At 69.8% G+C, this 17,584-nt stretch carries 16 protein-coding genes; 12 read left to right on the top strand and 4 right to left on the bottom strand.

Translation table 11 applies throughout. From position 1 onward, the window contains the following. Positions 1–5: 5 nt before the first annotated feature. The 7 genes from F627_RS0111645 (at position 6) to F627_RS0111615 (ending at position 6,846) form a co-directional block, all read left to right on the top strand. Entirely contained in the window at positions 6–2,390 is a 2,385-nt protein-coding gene (locus F627_RS0111645) for an MMPL family transporter (protein WP_019584113.1), read from the top strand. A 69-nt stretch (positions 2,391–2,459) separates the two neighbouring features. Continuing rightward, positions 2,460–3,647, top strand: a complete 1,188-nt coding sequence (locus F627_RS0111640; RefSeq protein WP_018881206.1) for a beta-ketoacyl-ACP synthase — start codon at positions 2,460–2,462, stop codon at positions 3,645–3,647. Next, positions 3,644–4,423 carry a beta-ketoacyl synthase chain length factor gene (locus tag F627_RS0111635; RefSeq protein WP_019584112.1) on the top strand — a complete coding sequence of 260 codons (780 nt, stop codon included), beginning with the start codon at positions 3,644–3,646 and terminating at the stop codon, positions 4,421–4,423. The genes F627_RS0111640 and F627_RS0111635 overlap by 4 nt, the downstream gene beginning before the upstream one ends. A gap of 31 nt (positions 4,424–4,454) precedes the next feature. Continuing rightward, a complete protein-coding gene (locus F627_RS0111630) occupies positions 4,455–4,916 on the top strand; it encodes a hypothetical protein (RefSeq protein ID WP_019584111.1) in 462 nt (153 codons plus the stop codon). Then, positions 4,913–5,635: a 3-oxoacyl-ACP reductase FabG gene (fabG, locus tag F627_RS0111625; RefSeq protein ID WP_018878777.1), complete on the top strand. Its 723-nt coding sequence runs from the start codon at positions 4,913–4,915 to the stop codon at positions 5,633–5,635. Before F627_RS0111630 ends, fabG begins: the two co-directional genes overlap by 4 nt. A gap of 7 nt (positions 5,636–5,642) precedes the next feature. Beyond that, positions 5,643–6,371, top strand: a complete 729-nt coding sequence (locus tag F627_RS0111620; RefSeq protein WP_019584110.1) for a glycosyltransferase family 2 protein — start codon at positions 5,643–5,645, stop codon at positions 6,369–6,371. Positions 6,372–6,450: 79 nt separating this feature from the next. After that, complete coding sequence (locus F627_RS0111615; RefSeq protein WP_018865756.1) at positions 6,451–6,846, top strand: hypothetical protein; 396 nt, start codon at positions 6,451–6,453, stop codon at positions 6,844–6,846. Between the two features lie 274 nt (positions 6,847–7,120). Here the strand turns inward: F627_RS0111615 and F627_RS0111610 are convergent, their stop codons facing one another. Continuing rightward, complete coding sequence (locus tag F627_RS0111610) at positions 7,121–7,594, bottom strand: YhcB family protein (protein WP_026279162.1); 474 nt, start codon at positions 7,592–7,594, stop codon at positions 7,121–7,123. A gap of 106 nt (positions 7,595–7,700) precedes the next feature. On the opposite strand from F627_RS0111610, the gene F627_RS0111605 reads away from it, so the two are divergent. Both F627_RS0111605 and F627_RS0111600 read left to right on the top strand, forming a co-directional pair. Continuing rightward, positions 7,701–8,252, top strand: coding sequence for a hypothetical protein (locus F627_RS0111605; RefSeq protein ID WP_018879928.1), 552 nt, complete (start codon positions 7,701–7,703; stop codon positions 8,250–8,252). A gap of 6 nt (positions 8,253–8,258) precedes the next feature. Then, entirely contained in the window at positions 8,259–8,888 is a 630-nt protein-coding gene (locus tag F627_RS0111600) for a hypothetical protein (protein WP_019584109.1), read from the top strand. A 223-nt stretch (positions 8,889–9,111) separates the two neighbouring features. Here the strand turns inward: F627_RS0111600 and dacB are convergent, their stop codons facing one another. From dacB to efp, 3 genes are all read right to left on the bottom strand, one after another. After that, positions 9,112–10,521 carry a D-alanyl-D-alanine carboxypeptidase/D-alanyl-D-alanine-endopeptidase gene (gene dacB / locus F627_RS0111595; RefSeq protein WP_018879930.1) on the bottom strand — a complete coding sequence of 470 codons (1,410 nt, stop codon included), beginning with the start codon at positions 10,519–10,521 and terminating at the stop codon, positions 9,112–9,114. Between the two features lie 156 nt (positions 10,522–10,677). Then, complete coding sequence (gene epmA / locus F627_RS0111590) at positions 10,678–11,643, bottom strand: EF-P lysine aminoacylase EpmA (protein ID WP_019584108.1); 966 nt, start codon at positions 11,641–11,643, stop codon at positions 10,678–10,680. A 24-nt stretch (positions 11,644–11,667) separates the two neighbouring features. Then, positions 11,668–12,231 (bottom strand): elongation factor P, encoded by a 564-nt coding sequence (gene efp, locus F627_RS0111585; protein WP_026279163.1) that lies wholly within the window; start codon positions 12,229–12,231, stop codon positions 11,668–11,670. 77 nt (positions 12,232–12,308) lie between these two features. Here efp and epmB point away from each other — a divergent pair, with 77 nt between their 5' ends. The 3 genes from epmB (at position 12,309) to F627_RS0111570 (ending at position 17,433) form a co-directional block, all read left to right on the top strand. Next, complete coding sequence (gene epmB, locus F627_RS0111580) at positions 12,309–13,337, top strand: EF-P beta-lysylation protein EpmB (RefSeq protein ID WP_018865763.1); 1,029 nt, start codon at positions 12,309–12,311, stop codon at positions 13,335–13,337. A gap of 134 nt (positions 13,338–13,471) precedes the next feature. Continuing rightward, the gene (locus F627_RS0111575; protein ID WP_019584107.1) at positions 13,472–15,364 is read left to right on the top strand and encodes a hypothetical protein; all 1,893 of its coding nucleotides are present in this window, start codon (positions 13,472–13,474) and stop codon (positions 15,362–15,364) included. Continuing rightward, positions 15,361–17,433: an EAL domain-containing protein gene (locus F627_RS0111570; RefSeq protein ID WP_019584106.1), complete on the top strand. Its 2,073-nt coding sequence runs from the start codon at positions 15,361–15,363 to the stop codon at positions 17,431–17,433. Before F627_RS0111575 ends, F627_RS0111570 begins: the two co-directional genes overlap by 4 nt. Positions 17,434–17,584: the final 151 nt, after the last annotated feature.

Below are 17,584 nucleotides of genomic sequence, written 5' to 3'. Positions count from 1 at the left end.
GATTGATGTGCCCGTCCCGCATCGCCCTGGGCCTGTGGCTGGCCGCGCTCACGCTGGCCACGCTCACGCTGGCCCTGCGCGGCGAACTGGTTACCGACCTGCAGGGCTTTGCCCCGGACCCGGTCAGCGCCGACGGCATCGTGCTGGATCCCGGGGCCGGCCCGGCCGGACGTATGTTGCTGCTGGCGATCGCCGGGGGCGAGGCACGCGATCGGGCCGCGGCCAGCGATGCCCTGGTCGCCGCTCTGGAGGATGTCCCGGACGTGGCGGGCGTCCACAACGGCCGCCTGGACCCCGACGACCCGGCCCTGGAATTCCTGATCGAACATCGCTACCTGCTGAGCCCGCGAATCCATGCCGATGCCTTCAGCCAGGATGCCCTGCGCGAACACCTGCAGGCGCGCCGCGATGACCTCTCCAGCGCCGTCCCGGAGCTGCCCCGGGAACTGATCCCGCGCGACCCCACCGCCGAGACCCGGGTCGTTCTGGAGCAGCTCGCCACCACCGGCGGCCGGGCAACGACCGGGCCGGACGGGGTCTGGGTGACCCCCGATCGTGAACGGGCGCTGCTGGTGCTGCGCAGCACCGCCGACGGCATGGACCTGGACGCCCAGGCGGCCCTGATCGAACGCACGCGCACCGCCTTCGCCGACCTCGACCCGCCGGAACTGCGCCTGCAGATCGCCGGCCCGGCGGTCATCGCGGTGGAATCGCGGGCCACCATCCGTGGCGAGGTCACCTGGATCACCACCGGCGCCAGTATCGCCCTGGCCCTCCTGCTGCTGGCGGTGTTCCGCCACCCGCATCCGGTCTGGCTGGCAGCCGTACCGCTGGCGAGCGGCATCCTGATCGCGGCGGCGGTGGTCACTACGGTCTTCGGGCACCTGCACGGGATCGCGCTGGCCTTCGGCATCACCGTGCTGGGGATCGCCCTGGACTACCCCTTGCACCTGTTCGCCCATGCGCAGCGGCGCGACAGCCCGCACCCCGGGGACGCACGCCTGGCGCAGGCCGCGCGCGAACTGGGGCCCGTGATTGCCCTGGGCGCTGGCAGCACCGTGCTGGTGTTTGCCCTGATGGCCCTCACCGGCTTCTCCGGTATGGCGCAGCTGGGGCTCTTCGTGCTGACCGGAGTGGCCGTGGCCGCCGTGACCACCCGCTGGGTCCTGCCGGTCCTGGTTCCCGCCCGGTTGCAGCGCGAGGGCCTGCCGGCTCCGAGGCTGCCGGTCCCGGTCGCGCTCGCGCACCCCCCGGCGCTGGCCCGCTGGGGCGTCGCCCTGCTGGCCCTGGCCGCGGTCGCCGTGGTGGCGAGCGCCGATCCGTTTCCCTGGGAAGACCGCCTGTCCGCGCTGCACCCGGTGCCGGAGGAGCAGGTCACGCTGGACCAGGAGCTGCGGGGCGCACTGGGGCTACCGGACGTCCGCCACGCCCTGCTGATCACTGCCGACTCCGCGGAACGAGCCCTGCGCGCCAGCGAGGCCCTGGTCCCGGAGCTGGAAGCCCTGCGCGCGTCCGGGCTCGTGGACGGCTTCGGCCACCCCGCCGAGGTACTGCCAAGCCGGCAGCGCCAGCAACAACGCCAGGCCGCGCTGCCGCACCCCGATGACCTGCGCGAACGCCTGGCGGCGGCGAGCGCGGATCTCGGGTTCCGCGAGGGGGCCTTCGCACCCTTTGTGGAGGACATCTCGGCGGCCCGCGAGCAGGCTCTTCTGGCCCCGGAGACCCTGCCGGACGGCCCCCTGCGCAACGCGCTCGACCCCTTGCTTCAGCCACACGAGGACGGCCAGGGCTGGACCGCCTGGGTCCGCCTGCAAGGGGTCCGGGATGACGAGGCCCTGGCGCGCTGGGCCGCAGACATCCCGCGGGCCGACCTGTCGGAACGGGAGGGGACCGGCGCAGGCGTGCACCACATCGATTTCTTCCGGGCCTCCGAGGAACTGGTCATCGGCTTCCGCGACGAGGCCCTGCAGCGCCTGGCGCTGGGTCTTGTGGCCGTCGCGCTCCTGCTGCTGGTCGCCACTCGGGCCCCGGGGCGCAGCCTGCGCATCCTGACGGCCGTCGGCACCGGCTTGCTGCTGACCCTGGCCGCGCTGATCCTGCTGGGCGTCCGGCTGTCGCTGTTCCACCTGATCGCGCTGCTGCTGATCGCCGGGCTGTGTCTGGACTACGCGGTGTTCTTCAGCCGCCCCCTGCGGGATGCCGCGGCGCGCCTGCGCAACCTGCGCTCGGTCGGCGTCTGCGCGCTGTCGACCCTGGTGGTATTCGGGCTGCTGGCCCTTTCCAGCCCTCCGGTCCTGCAGGCCCTGGGCCTCACCGTGGTGCTGGGCGTGGTATTTTCCTTCCTCGCGGCGGCCCTGCTGGCGCCCGAGGTCAACCCAGGAAAACACTGATCCAGGCGAGGCCGCCTGACACCCATCCACCCGGAATCGCCTCCGGCCACTATCCACAGAACACGCCCCATGGACCCACTGGTCATCACCGCCCACACCCTGACAAGCGCCGCCGGAACCGGGATCGCCGCCAACGCCGAGGCCCTGCGCAACGGGGTCAGCGGGCTGCGCCCCTGCGATCTGGAAAGCGTGAGTCTGGACACCCACATCGGCCGCGTGCCCGGCGTGGAGGCCATCACCCTGAAAGGCGAGCTCGCCCCGTTTCAGTGCCGCAACAACCAGCTCGCCGAACTGGGCCTGCGCCAGGATGGCTTCGCCGACGCGGTGGCGGCCGCCGTTGCGCGCTACGGCGCCGACCGGGTGGCCGTGCTGCTGGGCACCAGCACCTCGGGCATCGCCGCCACCGAGGCCGCCTACCACCGGCGCGACCCGCAGACCAGGGCCCTGCCCCCGGATTACGACTACCAGCACACCCAGAACATGTTCTCGCTGGCCGATTTCGTCGCCACCCGCTTCGGCCTGTCGGGGCCGGCCCTGGTGGTCTCCACCGCCTGCTCGTCCAGCGCCAAGGTCTTCGCCGATGCCCGTCGCTACATGGCCGCGGGGCTTTGCGACGCGGCCGTGGTCGGCGGTGTCGACAGCCTGTGCGGCATGACGCTGTATGGCTTCAATGCCCTGCAACTGGTGGCCGCGCAGCCCTGCACCCCGCTGGACCGCGACCGCGCCGGGATCTCGATCGGCGAGGCCGCCGGCTTCTTCCTGCTGGAACGCCCCTCGCCGGATACCACGGGACCACGGCTGACCGGTCACGGCGAATCCAGCGACGCCCACCACATGTCCGCCCCGCACCCCGAGGGCCTGGGGGCCGCGACCGCCTTGCAACAGGCGCTGGAGCGCGGCGGACGGCGGGGCGACGAGATCGACTACGTGCTGATGCATGCCACCGCAACCCCGGCCAACGATGGCGCCGAGGCCCGCGCCCTGGTGCGCAGCCTGGGGCCGCGCCCGCGCGCCGTGGGCACCAAGGGTCTGACCGGACACACCCTGGGCGCCGCCGGCGCGGTGGGCGTGGCCCAGGCCCTGGCCAGTCTGGACGGCGGCTTTGTGCCACCCACGGCCGGCCTGAAGATGCTGGATCCGCAACTGGACCTCGAGGCCCGCGGCGAGGCGGAACCGCGCCCGGTACAACGGGTACTGGTGAATGCCTTTGGCTTTGGCGGCAACAACTGCAGCCTGCTACTGGAGGCCGCACCATGAAGGCCATCGGACTCCATGCCGTGGGGCTGCTGGGCCCGGGACTGGACGACTTCGACAGTGCCCGCCCCGTGCTGGCCGGCGAGACCCCACTGGCGAGCCGCGAGGTCCACGTCCCTCCGCCCGGGCTGCTTCCGGCCAACGAGCGCCGACGCACCACCGCCACCATCCGCCTCGCCCTGAAGGTCGCGGAAGAGGCCACCGAAGGGGCCGATCGCAGCCGGCTGCGCAGCGTGTTCGCGTCATCCTCCGGCGACATGGACATCATCGACCGCATCTGCGATGCCCTGACCCAGCCGGAGCCGGTAGTGTCGCCGGTGCAGTTTCACAACTCGGTGCACAATGCCCCGGCCGACAACTGGTCGATCGCGACCCGCAACCCGGCGCCGGCCACGGCGCTGTCCGGCTACAACGCCAGCCTGGCCGCGGGGCTGCTGGAGGCCGCGACACTGCAGCTGGACGAGGGCGGCGACGTCCTGCTGGCCTGCTACGACGTGCCGTCCATGGACAGCTTCATCCACGTGCGGCCCATCCATCACCCCTTTGCCGTGGCCCTGCGCCTGGGCCCGGTGGACGGCGCACCCTGGCAGCTGCAGCTCGACCTCGGAGGGCCGGCCGCGGCCGACCCCTGCCACAGTGATGACCTGGAGGCGCTGCGCGCGAGCAATCCGGCCGCGCGCGCCCTGCCCCTGCTGGAACGGCTGGTCCGGGGCACGCCCGGAAATGTTACGCTTGAGGCGCCGCTGGGCCGGTCCCTGAACATCCGGGTCGGGCCCTGAACCATCCGCCCGGATCAGGAAGATCCCGCGCATGTCATCCCGACCCGAGACCCTGGATCACGAGGCCATCTGCCGGCTGCTGCCGCATGCCGGCGCAATGTGTCTGCTGGATACGGTGGAGGCCTGGTCCGACACCACCATCCATTGCCGTGCCGAAAGCCACCGCGACCCGGCCAACCCGCTGCGCGGCGAGGCCGGGCTGCATGCCCTGGCGGCGCTGGAATACGGCGCCCAGGGCATGGCCGTGCACGGCGCCCTGCTGGCCGATGCCGGGCCGGCGCGCGCCGGCTATCTGGCGGCGGTGCGGGATCTGCAGCTGCAGACCCGTCGCCTCGACAGCCTGGGAGCGGCACTGGAGATCCACGCGGACTGCATCCTGTCGGACCGCAACAGCTCCATCTACGACCTGCGCGTAAGCGCGGGCGCACAGCCGGTGCTGAGCGCCCGCGCGACCGTCATCCTGCAACCCGCCGACGACGAGGACACCCCGTGACTGCACGCGCCCTGATTACCGGCGGCAGTGGCGCCATCGGCGCCGCCATCGGCCACGCCCTGGCCATGGCCGGCCACGAGGTCATCCTGCATGCCCATCGCAACGCCGCCGCGGCCGAGGCGACCGCCGATGCCATCCGTGCCGATGGCGGCCAGGCCCGGGTGCTGGTGTTCGACATCACCGACGAGGGGGCCTGCCGCGAGACGCTGGAACCCCTCGCGGCCGAGCAGCCGGTACAGATCCTCGTCCACAACGCCGGCATCCACGACGACGCGCCACTGGCCGGGATGCGCCGCGAACAATGGGACCGCCCGATCGATGTCGGCCTCAACGGCTTCTACAACGTGACCCAGCCGCTGCTGCTGCCGATGATCACCACCCGCTGGGGCCGGGTGATCGCGATCTCCTCGGTAGCCGGGCAGATCGGCAATCGCGGCCAGACCAATTACGCGGCGGCCAAGGCCGGCCTGCACGGCGCCATCCGCTCGCTGGCCCAGGAGGTCGCCTCGCGCGGCATTACCGCCAACGCGGTCGCCCCCGGCATCATCGAGAGCCCCATGAGCGAGGGCAGCTTCGATGCCGAACATATCCGCAATCTGGTGCCGATGCGCCGCGCCGGCCGGCCCGAGGAAGTCGCGGGCGTGGTCGGCTTCCTGGCCAGCGACGCAGCCAGCTACGTCTCCGGCCAGGTGATCGGCGTCAACGGCGCCCTCGCCTGATGCACCCATGAGCACGGTCGTCGCGCTGATCCCCGCCCACAACGAGGCGGCCACCATCGAAGCGGTGGTGGCCGGCGCCCGCACGCAGGTGGACCGGGTGATCGTGGTGGACGACGGCTCCGAGGACGCCACCGCCCGCCTGATCGAGGATCAGGCCGAGGTCCTGCGCATGGACGAGAACAGTGGCAAGGCCGGCGCCCTGTGGGCCGGGATACAGCATGCCCTGGCCACCGGCGCCGACGCGGTGGTGACCCTGGATGCCGACGGCCAGCACGACACCACCGAGATCCCCGCGCTGGTCGCCGCGTGGCGCGAGACGCCGAACCGGCTGATCCTGGGCGCACGCCTCAAGGGCCGCGAGCACACCCCGCCGCTGCGCCTGTTCGGCAACCGCATGGCCGACTTCTGGATTGCCTGGGCCTCCGGGCAGCCCCTACGGGACTCCCAATCCGGCTTCCGCCTCTACCCGGCCGCCCTGCTGCGGCGCCTGAACCTGGCCCACCACCGGACCCGCGGGTTCGTGTTCGAGAGCGAGGCCCTGATCGTCGCCGAGCGCCTGGGATTCCCAGCCCGGGTGGTCCCGGTACGCTGCATCTACCCGGAAAATCACCGCCCCAGCCACTACCGGCCGACCGCGGATACCCTGCGGATCATCGCCATGGTTGCCGGCCACCTGCTGCGCCGTGGAATGCGCCCGCTGGGGCTGCTGCGTTCGCTGGGTGTGATCCGCCGTTAGGGAGACGCACGCCCCGGTGCCCTTGGAAACGACGCTTCCGCAGGTCTACACTCCCCGCGCATCCATTAAGGGAAACACTATGAATACCAAGACGTTGCTGGTGATCATCTTCGCCGCCCTGATCGCGCTGGCGGGCTGCCGCGGCACGGTTCCCGTGCAGGACATCAGCGATACCACGGTCACGAATGTCGACGGCGACCGCCCGAGCGCCGAGCAGATGGAACGCGCGATCCGCACCGCCGGGGCTTCGCTGGGCTGGCGCATGGAAGAGGCCGAGCCCGGGCTGCTGGAAGGCCGGCTCAGCCTGCGCGACCACGTCGCCGTGGTGGAGATCCCGTTCGCTGCGGGCGAATACAGCATCCGCTACAAGGACAGCGCCAACCTGAACTACGAAGACGGCAACATCCACCCGAACTACAACAACTGGATCCAGAACCTGGACAACCAGATCCGCGCCCAGATCTCCGCCCTCTGATCCCGCCCCGCGTCGGGCACACCCCGGCGCGGAGGGCTCCAAGGGCAAGGGCCTTTGTTCACCACGAAGCCCACGAAGGCCCGAAGAAAACCCGCTCTGAAGAACCGCTACAGGAAGGGGAGAAGGTCGGAAGGACTGCGAGGGCACGCAACCCATGTGTACGTTGCCTTGCGAGCCACCTTCCCGTCTTCGCGTCTTCCTGTGAGCGCTACTCGGCTTTTCTTCGGGCCTTCGTGGGCTTCGTGGTGATAACAGGTTTTTTCAGTAGCGGCGGTCAGTCGGGGCGCGGGCGGTCGTCCGGCTTGCGGGGCTCTTCCCCCGAACCCTTGGCGGCGGGCTCGTCGTCCTGGGCGTCCGATTCGTTGGCGCCGCCGGCAGCCTCGCCCGGGCCGGTCCCGTAATCGCGGCGTGTCATGTGCGACAGCAGCTGGCCGGCGCGGTCCTCGAGGCGGTCGCGGGTCGGTTTGTCCGCCAGCTCCTCGGCGCTCTGGGCCAGGTGGTGATAGAGGTCGCGGTAGGACCCGGCCATGGTCGCGAACAACGTGGCCGTGCGGTCGAAGTGGTCGTTGACCTGGCTGCGGTAGCGCGTCAGTTCCTGCATGCGCCGATCCAGTTCCTCTTCCAGCTCGCGGATCAGCTTGCGTTCGTCACTGGTCACGCGGCCCACCCAGAAACCCACCAGGGCGGCAATCACGATGGCCAGGATCCCGAGGGCCACCCACAGCCCCACTGCTGTCTGCTCTTCCACCACGACATCCTCTGCAAATGGAGGGGCCATTGTGCCGCAGGCCCCGGTCGAACGCACTTCCGGGCATGCTAACCTCGCCACACAGCCAGGAACCCGGAAGACCCGCATGATCGATCCACAACACGCGCAACAGATCCGCCAGGCCCAGGCCGGCCTGATCAACCTGGTGGTCCAGGCCACCCAGAACCCGGAAACCCGCCGCGAGCTGGAGCCGGTCCTGAACCAGGCCCACGAGGCTGGCTGGGGCGAACTGATCCAGCGCATTCGCCGGGTACTCGACGGCGAGCGCGACCCTTCCCTGCTGCAGGGTCTGGACGACGAGGACACGGTGATCCTGACGGCCATCCTGAACGGGCTGCAGGACCCCTCCACCCTGCCCGACCCGGAGCAAAGCGGCGACCCGGCCCAGGCGGCCCCGGGACTGGCGCAGATGATCCACGGAGCCGCCCGCGGCGATGCCCAGTCGCTGCACTGGCTGTCCCAGATGGCCGAGCAGATGAGCCGCGCCGGGGGCGACATGGCCCGCCTGGGCGGCATTACCAAGCGCCTGGTGGACGGCGAGCGCGACCCCGACGTGCTGTGTCGCGGCATGGGCTCGCAAGGCGAATCGCTGGTGCTGTCCATCCTGTCGGAACTGGGCAAGCTCGAACGCCACTGACCCGACATGCGCCGTCGCAGCGACAACGCGGCCCCGCTACGGCGCCGCTTCCGCCTCCCGCCCTGGCTCCTTGCGGTACTCAGTCTGTGGCTGCTGCAGGGCTGCGCGGCCGTGACGCTGCAACCACCGGACGACCCGGAAGGCCCGGTTACCGTGGCCCTGCTGGACCATGGACGACACTCCAGCCTGATCCTGCCAGCCGGGAGACCGGGGGCCTGGCTGCGCTACTCCTACGGCGACTGGGTCTTCTATGTCGAACGCCGGACCGGGCCGCTCCAGGGGATCTCCGGGTTGCTCGTACCGACCCGCGCCGCGCTCGGACGCCAGGTACTGACCGGCCACGAGCTCGGGCCATCCACGCTGGGGCAACTTCGCGTACCACTGGCGGACTTTTACCTGCTGACGGTTCCGGGGGCACGGGTCGAGGTCCTGCGCGACGAGCTGGAAGGCATCTGGCAAGCGGGATACGAGGAACGCAAGACCTCGCCGGAATGGGACATGGCCTTCGTCGAGCATCCGGAGGCCTACACCCTGCGCAACAACTCCAATCGCATGGTCGCGCGCTGGCTGACGGCGCTGGACGTCGAGGTCTCCCGCGCGCCGATCCTGTCCAACTGGCAGACCGAGTCCCCCTGAGTTCGCAAGGCACTTTTCACCACGAAGCACACGAAGGCACGAAGAAAATTCAGAAAGCGCCAACAGGAAGACGCGAAGATCGGAAGACTTCTGAAAGGCTGCGCAAGCCACAAGGATTGCGCACCCTCTCGCCCCCTGCTGACCTTCGCATCTTCCTGTAAATGCTCTTGCGGGTTTCTTCGTGCCTTCGTGTGCTTCGTGGTGAACAAACTGGGTGCACCCGTCAGAGGTCGTGGGCCCACTCGAGGACGGCGTCCTGCAGGTTGCGCCCCATGCCGCGGTGGGCGCGTGGATCGTTGACCAGCACCACCACCGCCAGGTCATCGCCACCCCGCGTCCGTACATAGCCGGCCACCGCGGACACCTCGTTGAGATGCCCGGTCTTCAGATGCATACGCCCGCGCAGATCGCGCTGGCTGCCGTTACGGAAGCGGTTGCGCAGGGTCCCGTCCAGCCCGGCCAGGGCCAGCGAGGACTGGAACTCGGGCCGGTGCGGGTGCTGCCAGCCCGCCTCCAGGATGCGGCCCAGCTGGCGCGAGGTCATCCGCGAGTCGCGGCTCAGGCCCGAACCGTTGTCGACCACCATGCCCGCAACATCGACGTCCAGCCCGCGCAGGGACTCCAGCAGGGCCTGCTGCCCCTTTTCCAGCGTCGCCGGCGGGGTGAAGTGACGCGCCCCCAGGGTCAGCAGCAGATGCCGGGTCATCACGTTGGAGCTCCACTTGTTGGAGACCCGGATCAGATCCGACAACGGGCGCGAGGTGTGGCGCAGGATCGGTTCGTCGTACAGCACCGGCAGCACGCCGGGGCGGATGTCCCCGGTCAGCTCGCCGCCCCACTGCGACCAATGCAGGCGGAACATCTCGGCATGGTTGGCCTCCGGCGCGAGCACCGAGCGCAGCAGTTCATAGTCGCCACAATTCACCGGGTATTCGCCGGCCAGGGTCACGCGCTGCGCCTCGGGATCGGCATCGAAACGGATCCCGCGCTGCCAGGCGCCGCAGCTGCCCCGCGTCGGCTGAAGGCGATTGACGACATCCAGCCCCGGCAGGGGCGGGTCCACCGTCACGTCGATCCCGTTCCCGTGCCGCTCCGGTCGCACGCGAAAGCGCTGCGCGTTTGCGTTCACATGCAGGGCATAGGGCAGCTGGTTGTAGGCCCGCAGCGGCTGGTCATTGAAGGCGGCAGGGTCCCCGGATGGCAGTTCGAAATGCGAGGCGTCGAGGATCACGTTGCCCTCGATACGACGCAAGCCGGTCTGGCGCAGCTGCCCCAGCATGCGCCAGTGTTCCTCGCTGACCATGCCGGGATCGCCCGTGCCGCGGATCACCAGGTCCCCCGCCAGTACCCCGCCGCGCACCGGGCGCGTCGCCCAGACCTCGGTGGTCCAGGTGTAGTCCGGGCCCAGCTCGTTCAGGGCCGCCAGCGAGGTGGCCAGTTTCATGGTCGACGCCGGGTTGTACGGCTGATCGGCGTTCAGGCGCGCGAGCACCGCCCCGTCCGACATCCGCTGGACCCAGAGACCGACATTTTCCGGCGGCAGGCGCTGACTTTCGATCGCCCGCTGCAGCGGCTGCGGGAGGTGTTCGAACTGTGCCTGCGCCGTCAGCGGCGCAAGCCAGAGTGACAGCATCAGACAGAGGGCAATGGCCCACCCGGAACGAACCGGAAGGGGGCCCGGGCGGCGCGCAAAAAGACGAGGGGGCATAGGGGTCCGACCATCCTGCAAACGTGCGGGGCAACAGTCCCTATAGTGTGCCGGCACCCCGGCCGGGACAAGCCCTTCGCGTCACGCTCTCGACCAGGGAAAATCGAGTACCTGATCGAGGCTGGAAACCCCCAGCAACCGCATCAGCAGCCGGTCCACGCCTAGGGCCACCCCGGCGCAGTCGGGCAGTCCGGCGTCCAGCGCCGCCTCCAGGTAGTCATCGGGGGGCGGCAGGGGCTGTCCGCGCGCACGCCGGATGGCGATGTCGCGTTCGCGGCGGCGGCGAAACAGCTCGGGATCGGTCAGTTCGTGATAGCCGTTGGCCAGCTCCAGGTCGCCCCAGTACAACTCGAAGCGCGCGGCGTACCCCGGGGATTCCGGACAGGGACGCGCCAGCACGGCCTGGCTCTCCGGATAGTCGACCACGACGGTCAGCCGGTCCGGCGGGAAGCCCGGGGCAATCACCAGGCTGATCAGCGCATCCAGCCAGCCATCCCGGTCAAGCTCGCCCGCCACCGCGAGCCCGCGGGCCGCCGCGGCCCGTTCCAGCTCCTTGGCCTCCGCGGCGGCCGGGTCCAGCCCGAGGGTCGACCGGAACAGCTCGGCATAGGGGATCACCACGCAGCCGCGGGGCGCGTGCCACTCGCGGGATTGCGCGGCCTGATCCGCGATCAGGGCAACCACCTCGCGCACCAGGTCCCGATGGTCCAGCCCGTGGCGATACCACTCCAGCAGGGTAAATTCCGGGTTGTGGCGCGGCCCGGACTCGCCGCCCCGGAAGACCCGGGCGATCTGGTAGATATCCGGGGCCCCATCCGCGAGCAGGCGCTTCATCGGGTACTCCGGAGAGGTCTGCAGGTAGCCCTGCTCGCCGCCGGGCGCGCGTGCCTCCCAGCTTTCCAGCATCGGATCCTGCGGGGCACCCCGGCCCAGGATCGGGGTCTCGACCTCGAGCACCCCGTGATCCGCGAAGAAGGCCCGCAGACCCGCCAGCAGACGGGCCCGCGCCGCGCGGGCCGGCGCCGCGCCCGGCCGCCAGTCACTCACCTCCGAACCCGGGGGCAGATGCGATCAGACGCGGGAGACGTATTCGCCGTTGCGGGTGTCGACCTTCACGGTCTCGCCTTCCTCGACGAACAGCGGGACCTTGACCACCGCACCGGTCTCCAGGGTCGCCGGCTTGGTACCGCCCTGAGCGGTATCGCCGCGCACGCCCGGATCGCACTGGGTAATCTTCAGCTCGGTGAAGGCCGGCGACACCACCGACAGCGGCTCGCCGTTCCACAGGGTCACGGTGCAGATATCCTGCTCCTTCAGCCACTGCCCGGAATCGCCCAGCGCGGCCTCGCTCACGGCATACTGCTCGAAGGTGTCCGGCACCATGAAGTGCCAGAACTCGCCATCGTTGTAGAGATACTGCATCTCGGTGTCCATCACGTCGGCCGCCTCCACCGACTCGCCGGACTTGAAGGTCTTCTCCAGCACCCGGCCCGTACGCAGATTGCGCAGCTTGACCCGGTTGAAGGCCTGGCCCTTGCCCGGCTTGACGAACTCGTTTTCCACGATGGCCTGCGGATCGCCGTCCAGCAGCAGCTTGAGACCGGCCTTGAATTCGTTGGTACTGTAGGTTGCCATTGCGTGCTGTTCCTCGATGATGCGTGGCGCGGGCATACCGCCCCGTCCGGAAACGATTCATGCCCACAAAGCCCGTCATGATAACGCGCGAGCCGCGCGGAACCCAGCCACCCGCGCCGCGTGCCACGCCGGCCTGGCAGCAGGCGCTGGCGCGTGCGGTCGCCGATCCCGAGGCCCTCGCCGCACGCCTCGGGTTGCCGCTCGACGACCTGCCGGGCATGCAGACCGGGCACCGACTGTTTCGCACCCGCATCCCGGAGAGCTACCTGGCGCGCGTGCGCCCGGGGGACCCGCGCGACCCGCTGCTGCTGCAGGCCCTCCCGGATGCCCGCGAGGCCCTGGAGGCCCCGGGCTTCGTCAGCGACCCGGTCGGCGATCACGACGCCCTGGCCGCACCCGGCGTGGTGCACAAGTACCACGGCCGCGTGCTGCTGCTGACCACCGGGGCCTGCGCCATCCACTGCCGGTACTGCTTTCGCCGCGAATTCGACTATTCCGAGCACAATCCGGCCCGGGATGACTGGGCGCCCGCGCTGGAGTACATCGCGGCGCATCCGGACATCCGCGAGGTCATCCTCAGCGGCGGCGATCCGCTGAGCCTCTCCGATACCCGCCTGGCCCGACTGGCCCAGCGGCTGGACGCCATCCCGCATCTGGAACGCCTGCGCATCCACTCGCGCCTGCCGGTCGTCCTGCCGGAGCGGGTCGACGACCGCCTGCTGGATTGGCTCGGTCAGGGGCGGCTGCAGCACATCCTGGTGCTGCACGCGAACCACCCGCGCGAATTCGCCGCCCCGGCCGACGCGGCACTCGTCCGCCTGCGCGCCGCCGGCGTTATGCTGCTCAACCAGGCGGTCCTGCTGGCCGGGATCAACGACGATGCCGAGACCCTGAGCGAACTGCAGGAGGCCGGCTTCCGCCTGGGCGTCCTGCCCTACTACCTGCACCAGCTCGACCGCACCCGCGGCACGGCCCATTTCGAGGTTTCGGATCGCCGCGCACAAGAACTCCACCGGGCCCTCCATGCGCGGCTGCCAGGCTACCTGGTTCCACGCCTGGCGCGCGAGATCCCGGGTGCATCCGGGAAGACCCTGCAAGCCCCGTAGGCCGGGCGTGAGCAAAGGCCGACGCCTCCCACACCAAAAACACGGTTTGCTGCTACAGTAGCGCCAGACCCGGGGCGTGAACGCGTTCTCCGGAGAGTCCCACGCAACCGGCCCAGCGACCACTGGACACGCCCATGCTGCACGCCCTGCCCGAGCTGCCCGCCCAACCGGCCGGCCCTGCCAGCTTCCCGCACCGGACGCCGCAGGCTCTGCGGGCCTGGTGCGCGGAACTGCCCGGCAGCGAGCCCGAGCTCGGCATGCAGCAACTCGGCAAGGCCCTCGAAGGGCTCAACCAGATCGCGCTGCGGCCCGGGGTTCGCGCCAGCCTGGTGCGCATACTGGAAGACCACCTCCTGCCCCTGTTCCCCGTGCTGGAGCGCCTGCTGCGCCAGCGCCCCCTGCCACTGGGGCGCCGCAGCCGCGATCGTGCCGAGGTCCTCGGCAGCGCCCTGCGCGCTCTGCTCAGGGCCGAACTGCTGGTGGTCCGGGAGCGCATCGACGCCGACGACACCCGGCACGCGGAACGCCTGACCGCGCCCCTGCAGGCCGCCGTCGCGCTGCTGGGCGCGCTCGCCGTGCACCACTGGCGGCTGTATCAGAACCTGCCCTCCGGTCACTGGCAGCAACTCTACGACCTGCTGCGCCTGGCACGGGCCCAGCACATCGCCGACCACGGCCCCGCCACCGACCAGCGCTTCGGGCCGCTGCATACGGATCGTATCGAGGCCATGAGCGCGCGCCTCATGGTGCTGGGGAGCACCGATCCGAACGCCCTGAAGATGGGCGAGATGGACCTGCTGGTTCGCTGGATCAACGGGATCGAGCTGACCTGTACCACCGCTCCCGACCCGGACCCGCATCCCGACCTGCCGGTGCTGCGCTGCGAGCTCGAGCGCGACCATGCGCCGGGACTGGTCCTGCGCGACCAGCCCGCCGGCGACCTGGCCTGCTTCGTGGAGCTGGGCCCGGCCCTGGCCGCACTGCGCGACGCCCCGGAAAACCTCGAGCCGGCACAGACCGGCAATGCGCAACCCCTGGCCGAGCACCTGCTGCGCCTGTGGTCGCACCTGCCGACCCGGCGGCACAGTCGCGAGCGCGCAGGCGACCTGCAGCAGGTCTGCGTCATGGGACTGGAACGCATCCATGACTTTCTGCTGGCGGAGATGGAGCGTCGCCGTGACGCCAGCGCCCGGGAACTCGACACGGACGAGAACGGCGAGGCCGGCCTGAAGTCCGTGCAGCAGCGTGATCGCGGCGTCAGCGTCTTCGAGATGTCGCCCGCGGCACTGAGGGGGTCGGATCTCGCGCTGGTCGACAGCCCGCCCGCCGCCGGTCGCGACAGCGATCTCCGGCCGCTCGCGGACGACACCCCCGGCCCCGCCGCGACCGCCTGGGAAGACGTCGGGCGCGGCCTCGAGATCGCCGGCCACGACGAACCGACAGGGCCCATCACCAAGCGCCATCCGCCGGAACACTGGCAGGTGGACGACATCGGCGCCGGGGGCGTCCGCCTGTGCCTGGACGCACCACAGCAGCCCTTGTTGATTGGCGACCTGGTCGGGCTGCGCGCCGTGGACGGCCACCGCTGGACGGTCGGGGTGCTGCGCTGGATTCGATTCGACGATCAGGTCGGCGAACGCATTAGCATCGGCGTGGAGTTTCTTGCCAATCGCTGCCTCCCCATGCAGATCCAGGATTTTCGCAACGGGCTCGCCGCCGGGGTCCCGCAGCCGGGCCTGTTTGCGCCACAACGAACGGATGCCGACGGGGCCGCCCTGTTTCTGCCGGCCCAGGTCTTCGACCACGAAAAACGGGTGGTCTGCTGGCTGAACGACCGCGCCCGCGTTCTGGAACTGGACAGCGAGCGCACGGGGACTACCCTGTTCACCGAGGTGGGCTGCCGCATGACTGCGCTCGAGGTCGGCAGCCCGACCGCGGAATCCCCCGGCACGGAGGCGGACCCCGGCCTCGCGAATGACAACGGACTGTCCCTCACCACCCGCAACCGCGACGACCAGGCCCCATGAACGAGACCATTCGTACCCTCTTCGTTACCAGTAATCCGAACCGGGCGGAAGAGGTCATCAGCAGCATCCGAACCCGCGGCAGTGCGATCCGCCCGGAGCAGGTTTCGACCACCGACGCCCTCTCCGAGGCGCTGGAGAACCGGCGCTTCGACGTGATCGTACTGATCGAACCCGGCCTGAGCCTGGCCCGCGAGCACGTGGACGAGGCCCAGCATGCCTCCGGCCGGCGGATCCCGGTCGTGATCCTGACCGAACGCCCGGAAGCGGAACGCGTGGACGACTACGAGGCCGGTGCGTACGCGGTGGTGGATCACGAACTGCACGAACTGGCCAGCCTCCTCACCATTCGCGCCGCCGAACAGTTCCAGCTGCGCCAGCGACTGGGTCGCATGGACGCGTCGCTGCAGGAATCCGAGCGCCGCTGCCAGCTGCTGCTGGACAACTCGCGCGACGCCATCGCCTACGTCCACGAGGGCATGCACATCTATGCCAACGCCTCCTGGCGCGAACGCTTCGGCATCGGCGACCCGGAGGACGTCGATGGCCTGCCGCTGATGGATCTGGTCGCGCCGGAGAGCCGCGACGAACTGAAGGGGCTGCTGCGACGCTTCCAGAACGGCGAGGAGGGCGACCAGACCCATCAGGCCTTCCAGCTGCAGGCCTTCGACGGCACCCCGTTCGAGGCCAACCTGCGCCTCTCCACCGCCAGCGTCGAGGGCGAGGCCTGCACTCAGGTCCTGCTGGATTCGGCCCAGGAGGATCCGGAACTGGCGGAGAAGATCGATTACCTGTCGCAGCGCGATCTGGTCACCGGCCTCTACAACCGCCAGCACTTCACCGGCATGATCGAGACCGCGCAGGGCCAGGCCGCGCAGTCGGAGAAACCGTTCGCCCTGATCACGCTGGCGGTGGACCGCTTCGCGGAGATCCGCGCCAACGTCGGCATGTCCGCCAGCGACCTGCTGCTGGCCGACATCGGCAAGCTGATCGAGGACCAGTTCCCCGAGCCGGCCATCACCGCGCGCCTGGAGGCCGAGCACTTCGGCATCCTGGTGCCGGATACCCGCCGCAACGAGGTGGAGAGCCGCGTCCACGGTCTGATGAAGGCGGTCACCGGGCGCGTGTTCGAGCTCGGCAACGCCTCCACCAACTGCACCCTGTCCGCCGGCATCGTGATCGCCGACGAGACTGCGGTGGATACCGAGGAGCTACTGTCGCAGGCCGACCGCGCACTGCAGGAAGCGGTGGAAGCCGGCGGCGGGACCCACTGCTTCTTCCGCCCGGCCGAGGGCGAGATGACCCAGGCACAGGCCGACCAGCAATGGCGGCTACGCATCCAGGACGCCCTCGATCACGACCGTCTGGAGCTGCTGTACCAACCGATCGTGAACCTGCACGGGGCCGACCGGGCGCGCTATTCGGTGTTCGTGCGGCTGCGCGATGCCGAGGGTCATATCCACGAACCGGAGGCCTTCCTGCCCAGCGCCGAGCGCACGGAGATGGCCCAGCCCATCGACCGCTGGATCCTGAAGACCGCCCTGGGCGTCCTCGCGGAACAGCTGAAGAAGGACCCCGGTACCCAGTTCTTCCTCAAGCTGACCAATGGCTCGCTCGGCGATCCCTCGGTTGTCAGCTGGCTGCACGACGACCTGCACGCCCTGCGCATCCCCGCCGACAACGTGGTGGTGGAGCTGAAGGAACCCACCGTGGTAACCCACCTGAAGCCGGCGATCCACGTGGCCCGGGGCCTGCAGGAGATGCACGGCCACCTGTGCATCGACGACTTCGGCAACGGCCTGAACCCGTTCCAGCTGCTGCAGCACCTGGAGGCGGACCACATCAAGCTGGACCCGTCCTACGTGAAGAACCTGGCCGAGAGCGAGGAAAACCAGCAGCTGATCCGCGAGCATACCGAGGCCGCGCACGCCAAGGGCAAGCAGGTGATCGTGCCGTATGTCGAGGACGCCAGTGTGCTCGCCGTGCTCTACAGCCTGAACGTCAACCTCGTGCAGGGCTACTTCCTGCAGGCGCCGATGCCGGCCCCCACCTTCGACTTCGCCTCAACCTGAGCCCCGCGCGCCCGCACCCCATTTTTCACCACAGAGCGCACAGAGAACACGGAGAACGGCAAAGGACTGTTCACCACGAAGCACACGAAGGCACGAAGAACATCCTGTGCGGGTTCTTGAACATAGGGCGAGTCGTGGCGGTCAACGGTCC

Source organism: Thioalkalivibrio sp. ALE16 (assembly GCF_000381305.1).
Lineage (GTDB): Bacteria > Pseudomonadota > Gammaproteobacteria > Ectothiorhodospirales > Ectothiorhodospiraceae > Thioalkalivibrio.
This window is presented reverse-complemented; position numbering and strand designations above follow the sequence as displayed.

What these genes read in the sequence shown, in the direction of transcription:
- F627_RS0111605 (WP_018879928.1), top strand. Translation starts at nt 7,701, where the DNA reads ATGATCGATCCACAACACGCGCAACAGATCCGCCAGGCCCAGGCCGGC.
- F627_RS0111570 (WP_019584106.1), top strand. Translation starts at nt 15,361, where the DNA reads ATGAACGAGACCATTCGTACCCTCTTCGTTACCAGTAATCCGAACCGG.
- F627_RS0111645 (WP_019584113.1), top strand. Translation starts at nt 6, where the DNA reads ATGTGCCCGTCCCGCATCGCCCTGGGCCTGTGGCTGGCCGCGCTCACG.
- epmB (WP_018865763.1), top strand. Translation starts at nt 12,309, where the DNA reads ATGATAACGCGCGAGCCGCGCGGAACCCAGCCACCCGCGCCGCGTGCC.
- F627_RS0111630 (WP_019584111.1), top strand. Translation starts at nt 4,455, where the DNA reads ATGTCATCCCGACCCGAGACCCTGGATCACGAGGCCATCTGCCGGCTG.
- F627_RS0111620 (WP_019584110.1), top strand. Translation starts at nt 5,643, where the DNA reads ATGAGCACGGTCGTCGCGCTGATCCCCGCCCACAACGAGGCGGCCACC.
- F627_RS0111635 (WP_019584112.1), top strand. Translation starts at nt 3,644, where the DNA reads ATGAAGGCCATCGGACTCCATGCCGTGGGGCTGCTGGGCCCGGGACTG.
- F627_RS0111600 (WP_019584109.1), top strand. Translation starts at nt 8,259, where the DNA reads ATGCGCCGTCGCAGCGACAACGCGGCCCCGCTACGGCGCCGCTTCCGC.
- efp (WP_026279163.1), bottom strand. Translation starts at nt 12,231, where the DNA reads ATGGCAACCTACAGTACCAACGAATTCAAGGCCGGTCTCAAGCTGCTG.
- F627_RS0111640 (WP_018881206.1), top strand. Translation starts at nt 2,460, where the DNA reads ATGGACCCACTGGTCATCACCGCCCACACCCTGACAAGCGCCGCCGGA.
- F627_RS0111615 (WP_018865756.1), top strand. Translation starts at nt 6,451, where the DNA reads ATGAATACCAAGACGTTGCTGGTGATCATCTTCGCCGCCCTGATCGCG.
- F627_RS0111575 (WP_019584107.1), top strand. Translation starts at nt 13,472, where the DNA reads ATGCTGCACGCCCTGCCCGAGCTGCCCGCCCAACCGGCCGGCCCTGCC.
- dacB (WP_018879930.1), bottom strand. Translation starts at nt 10,521, where the DNA reads ATGCTGTCACTCTGGCTTGCGCCGCTGACGGCGCAGGCACAGTTCGAA.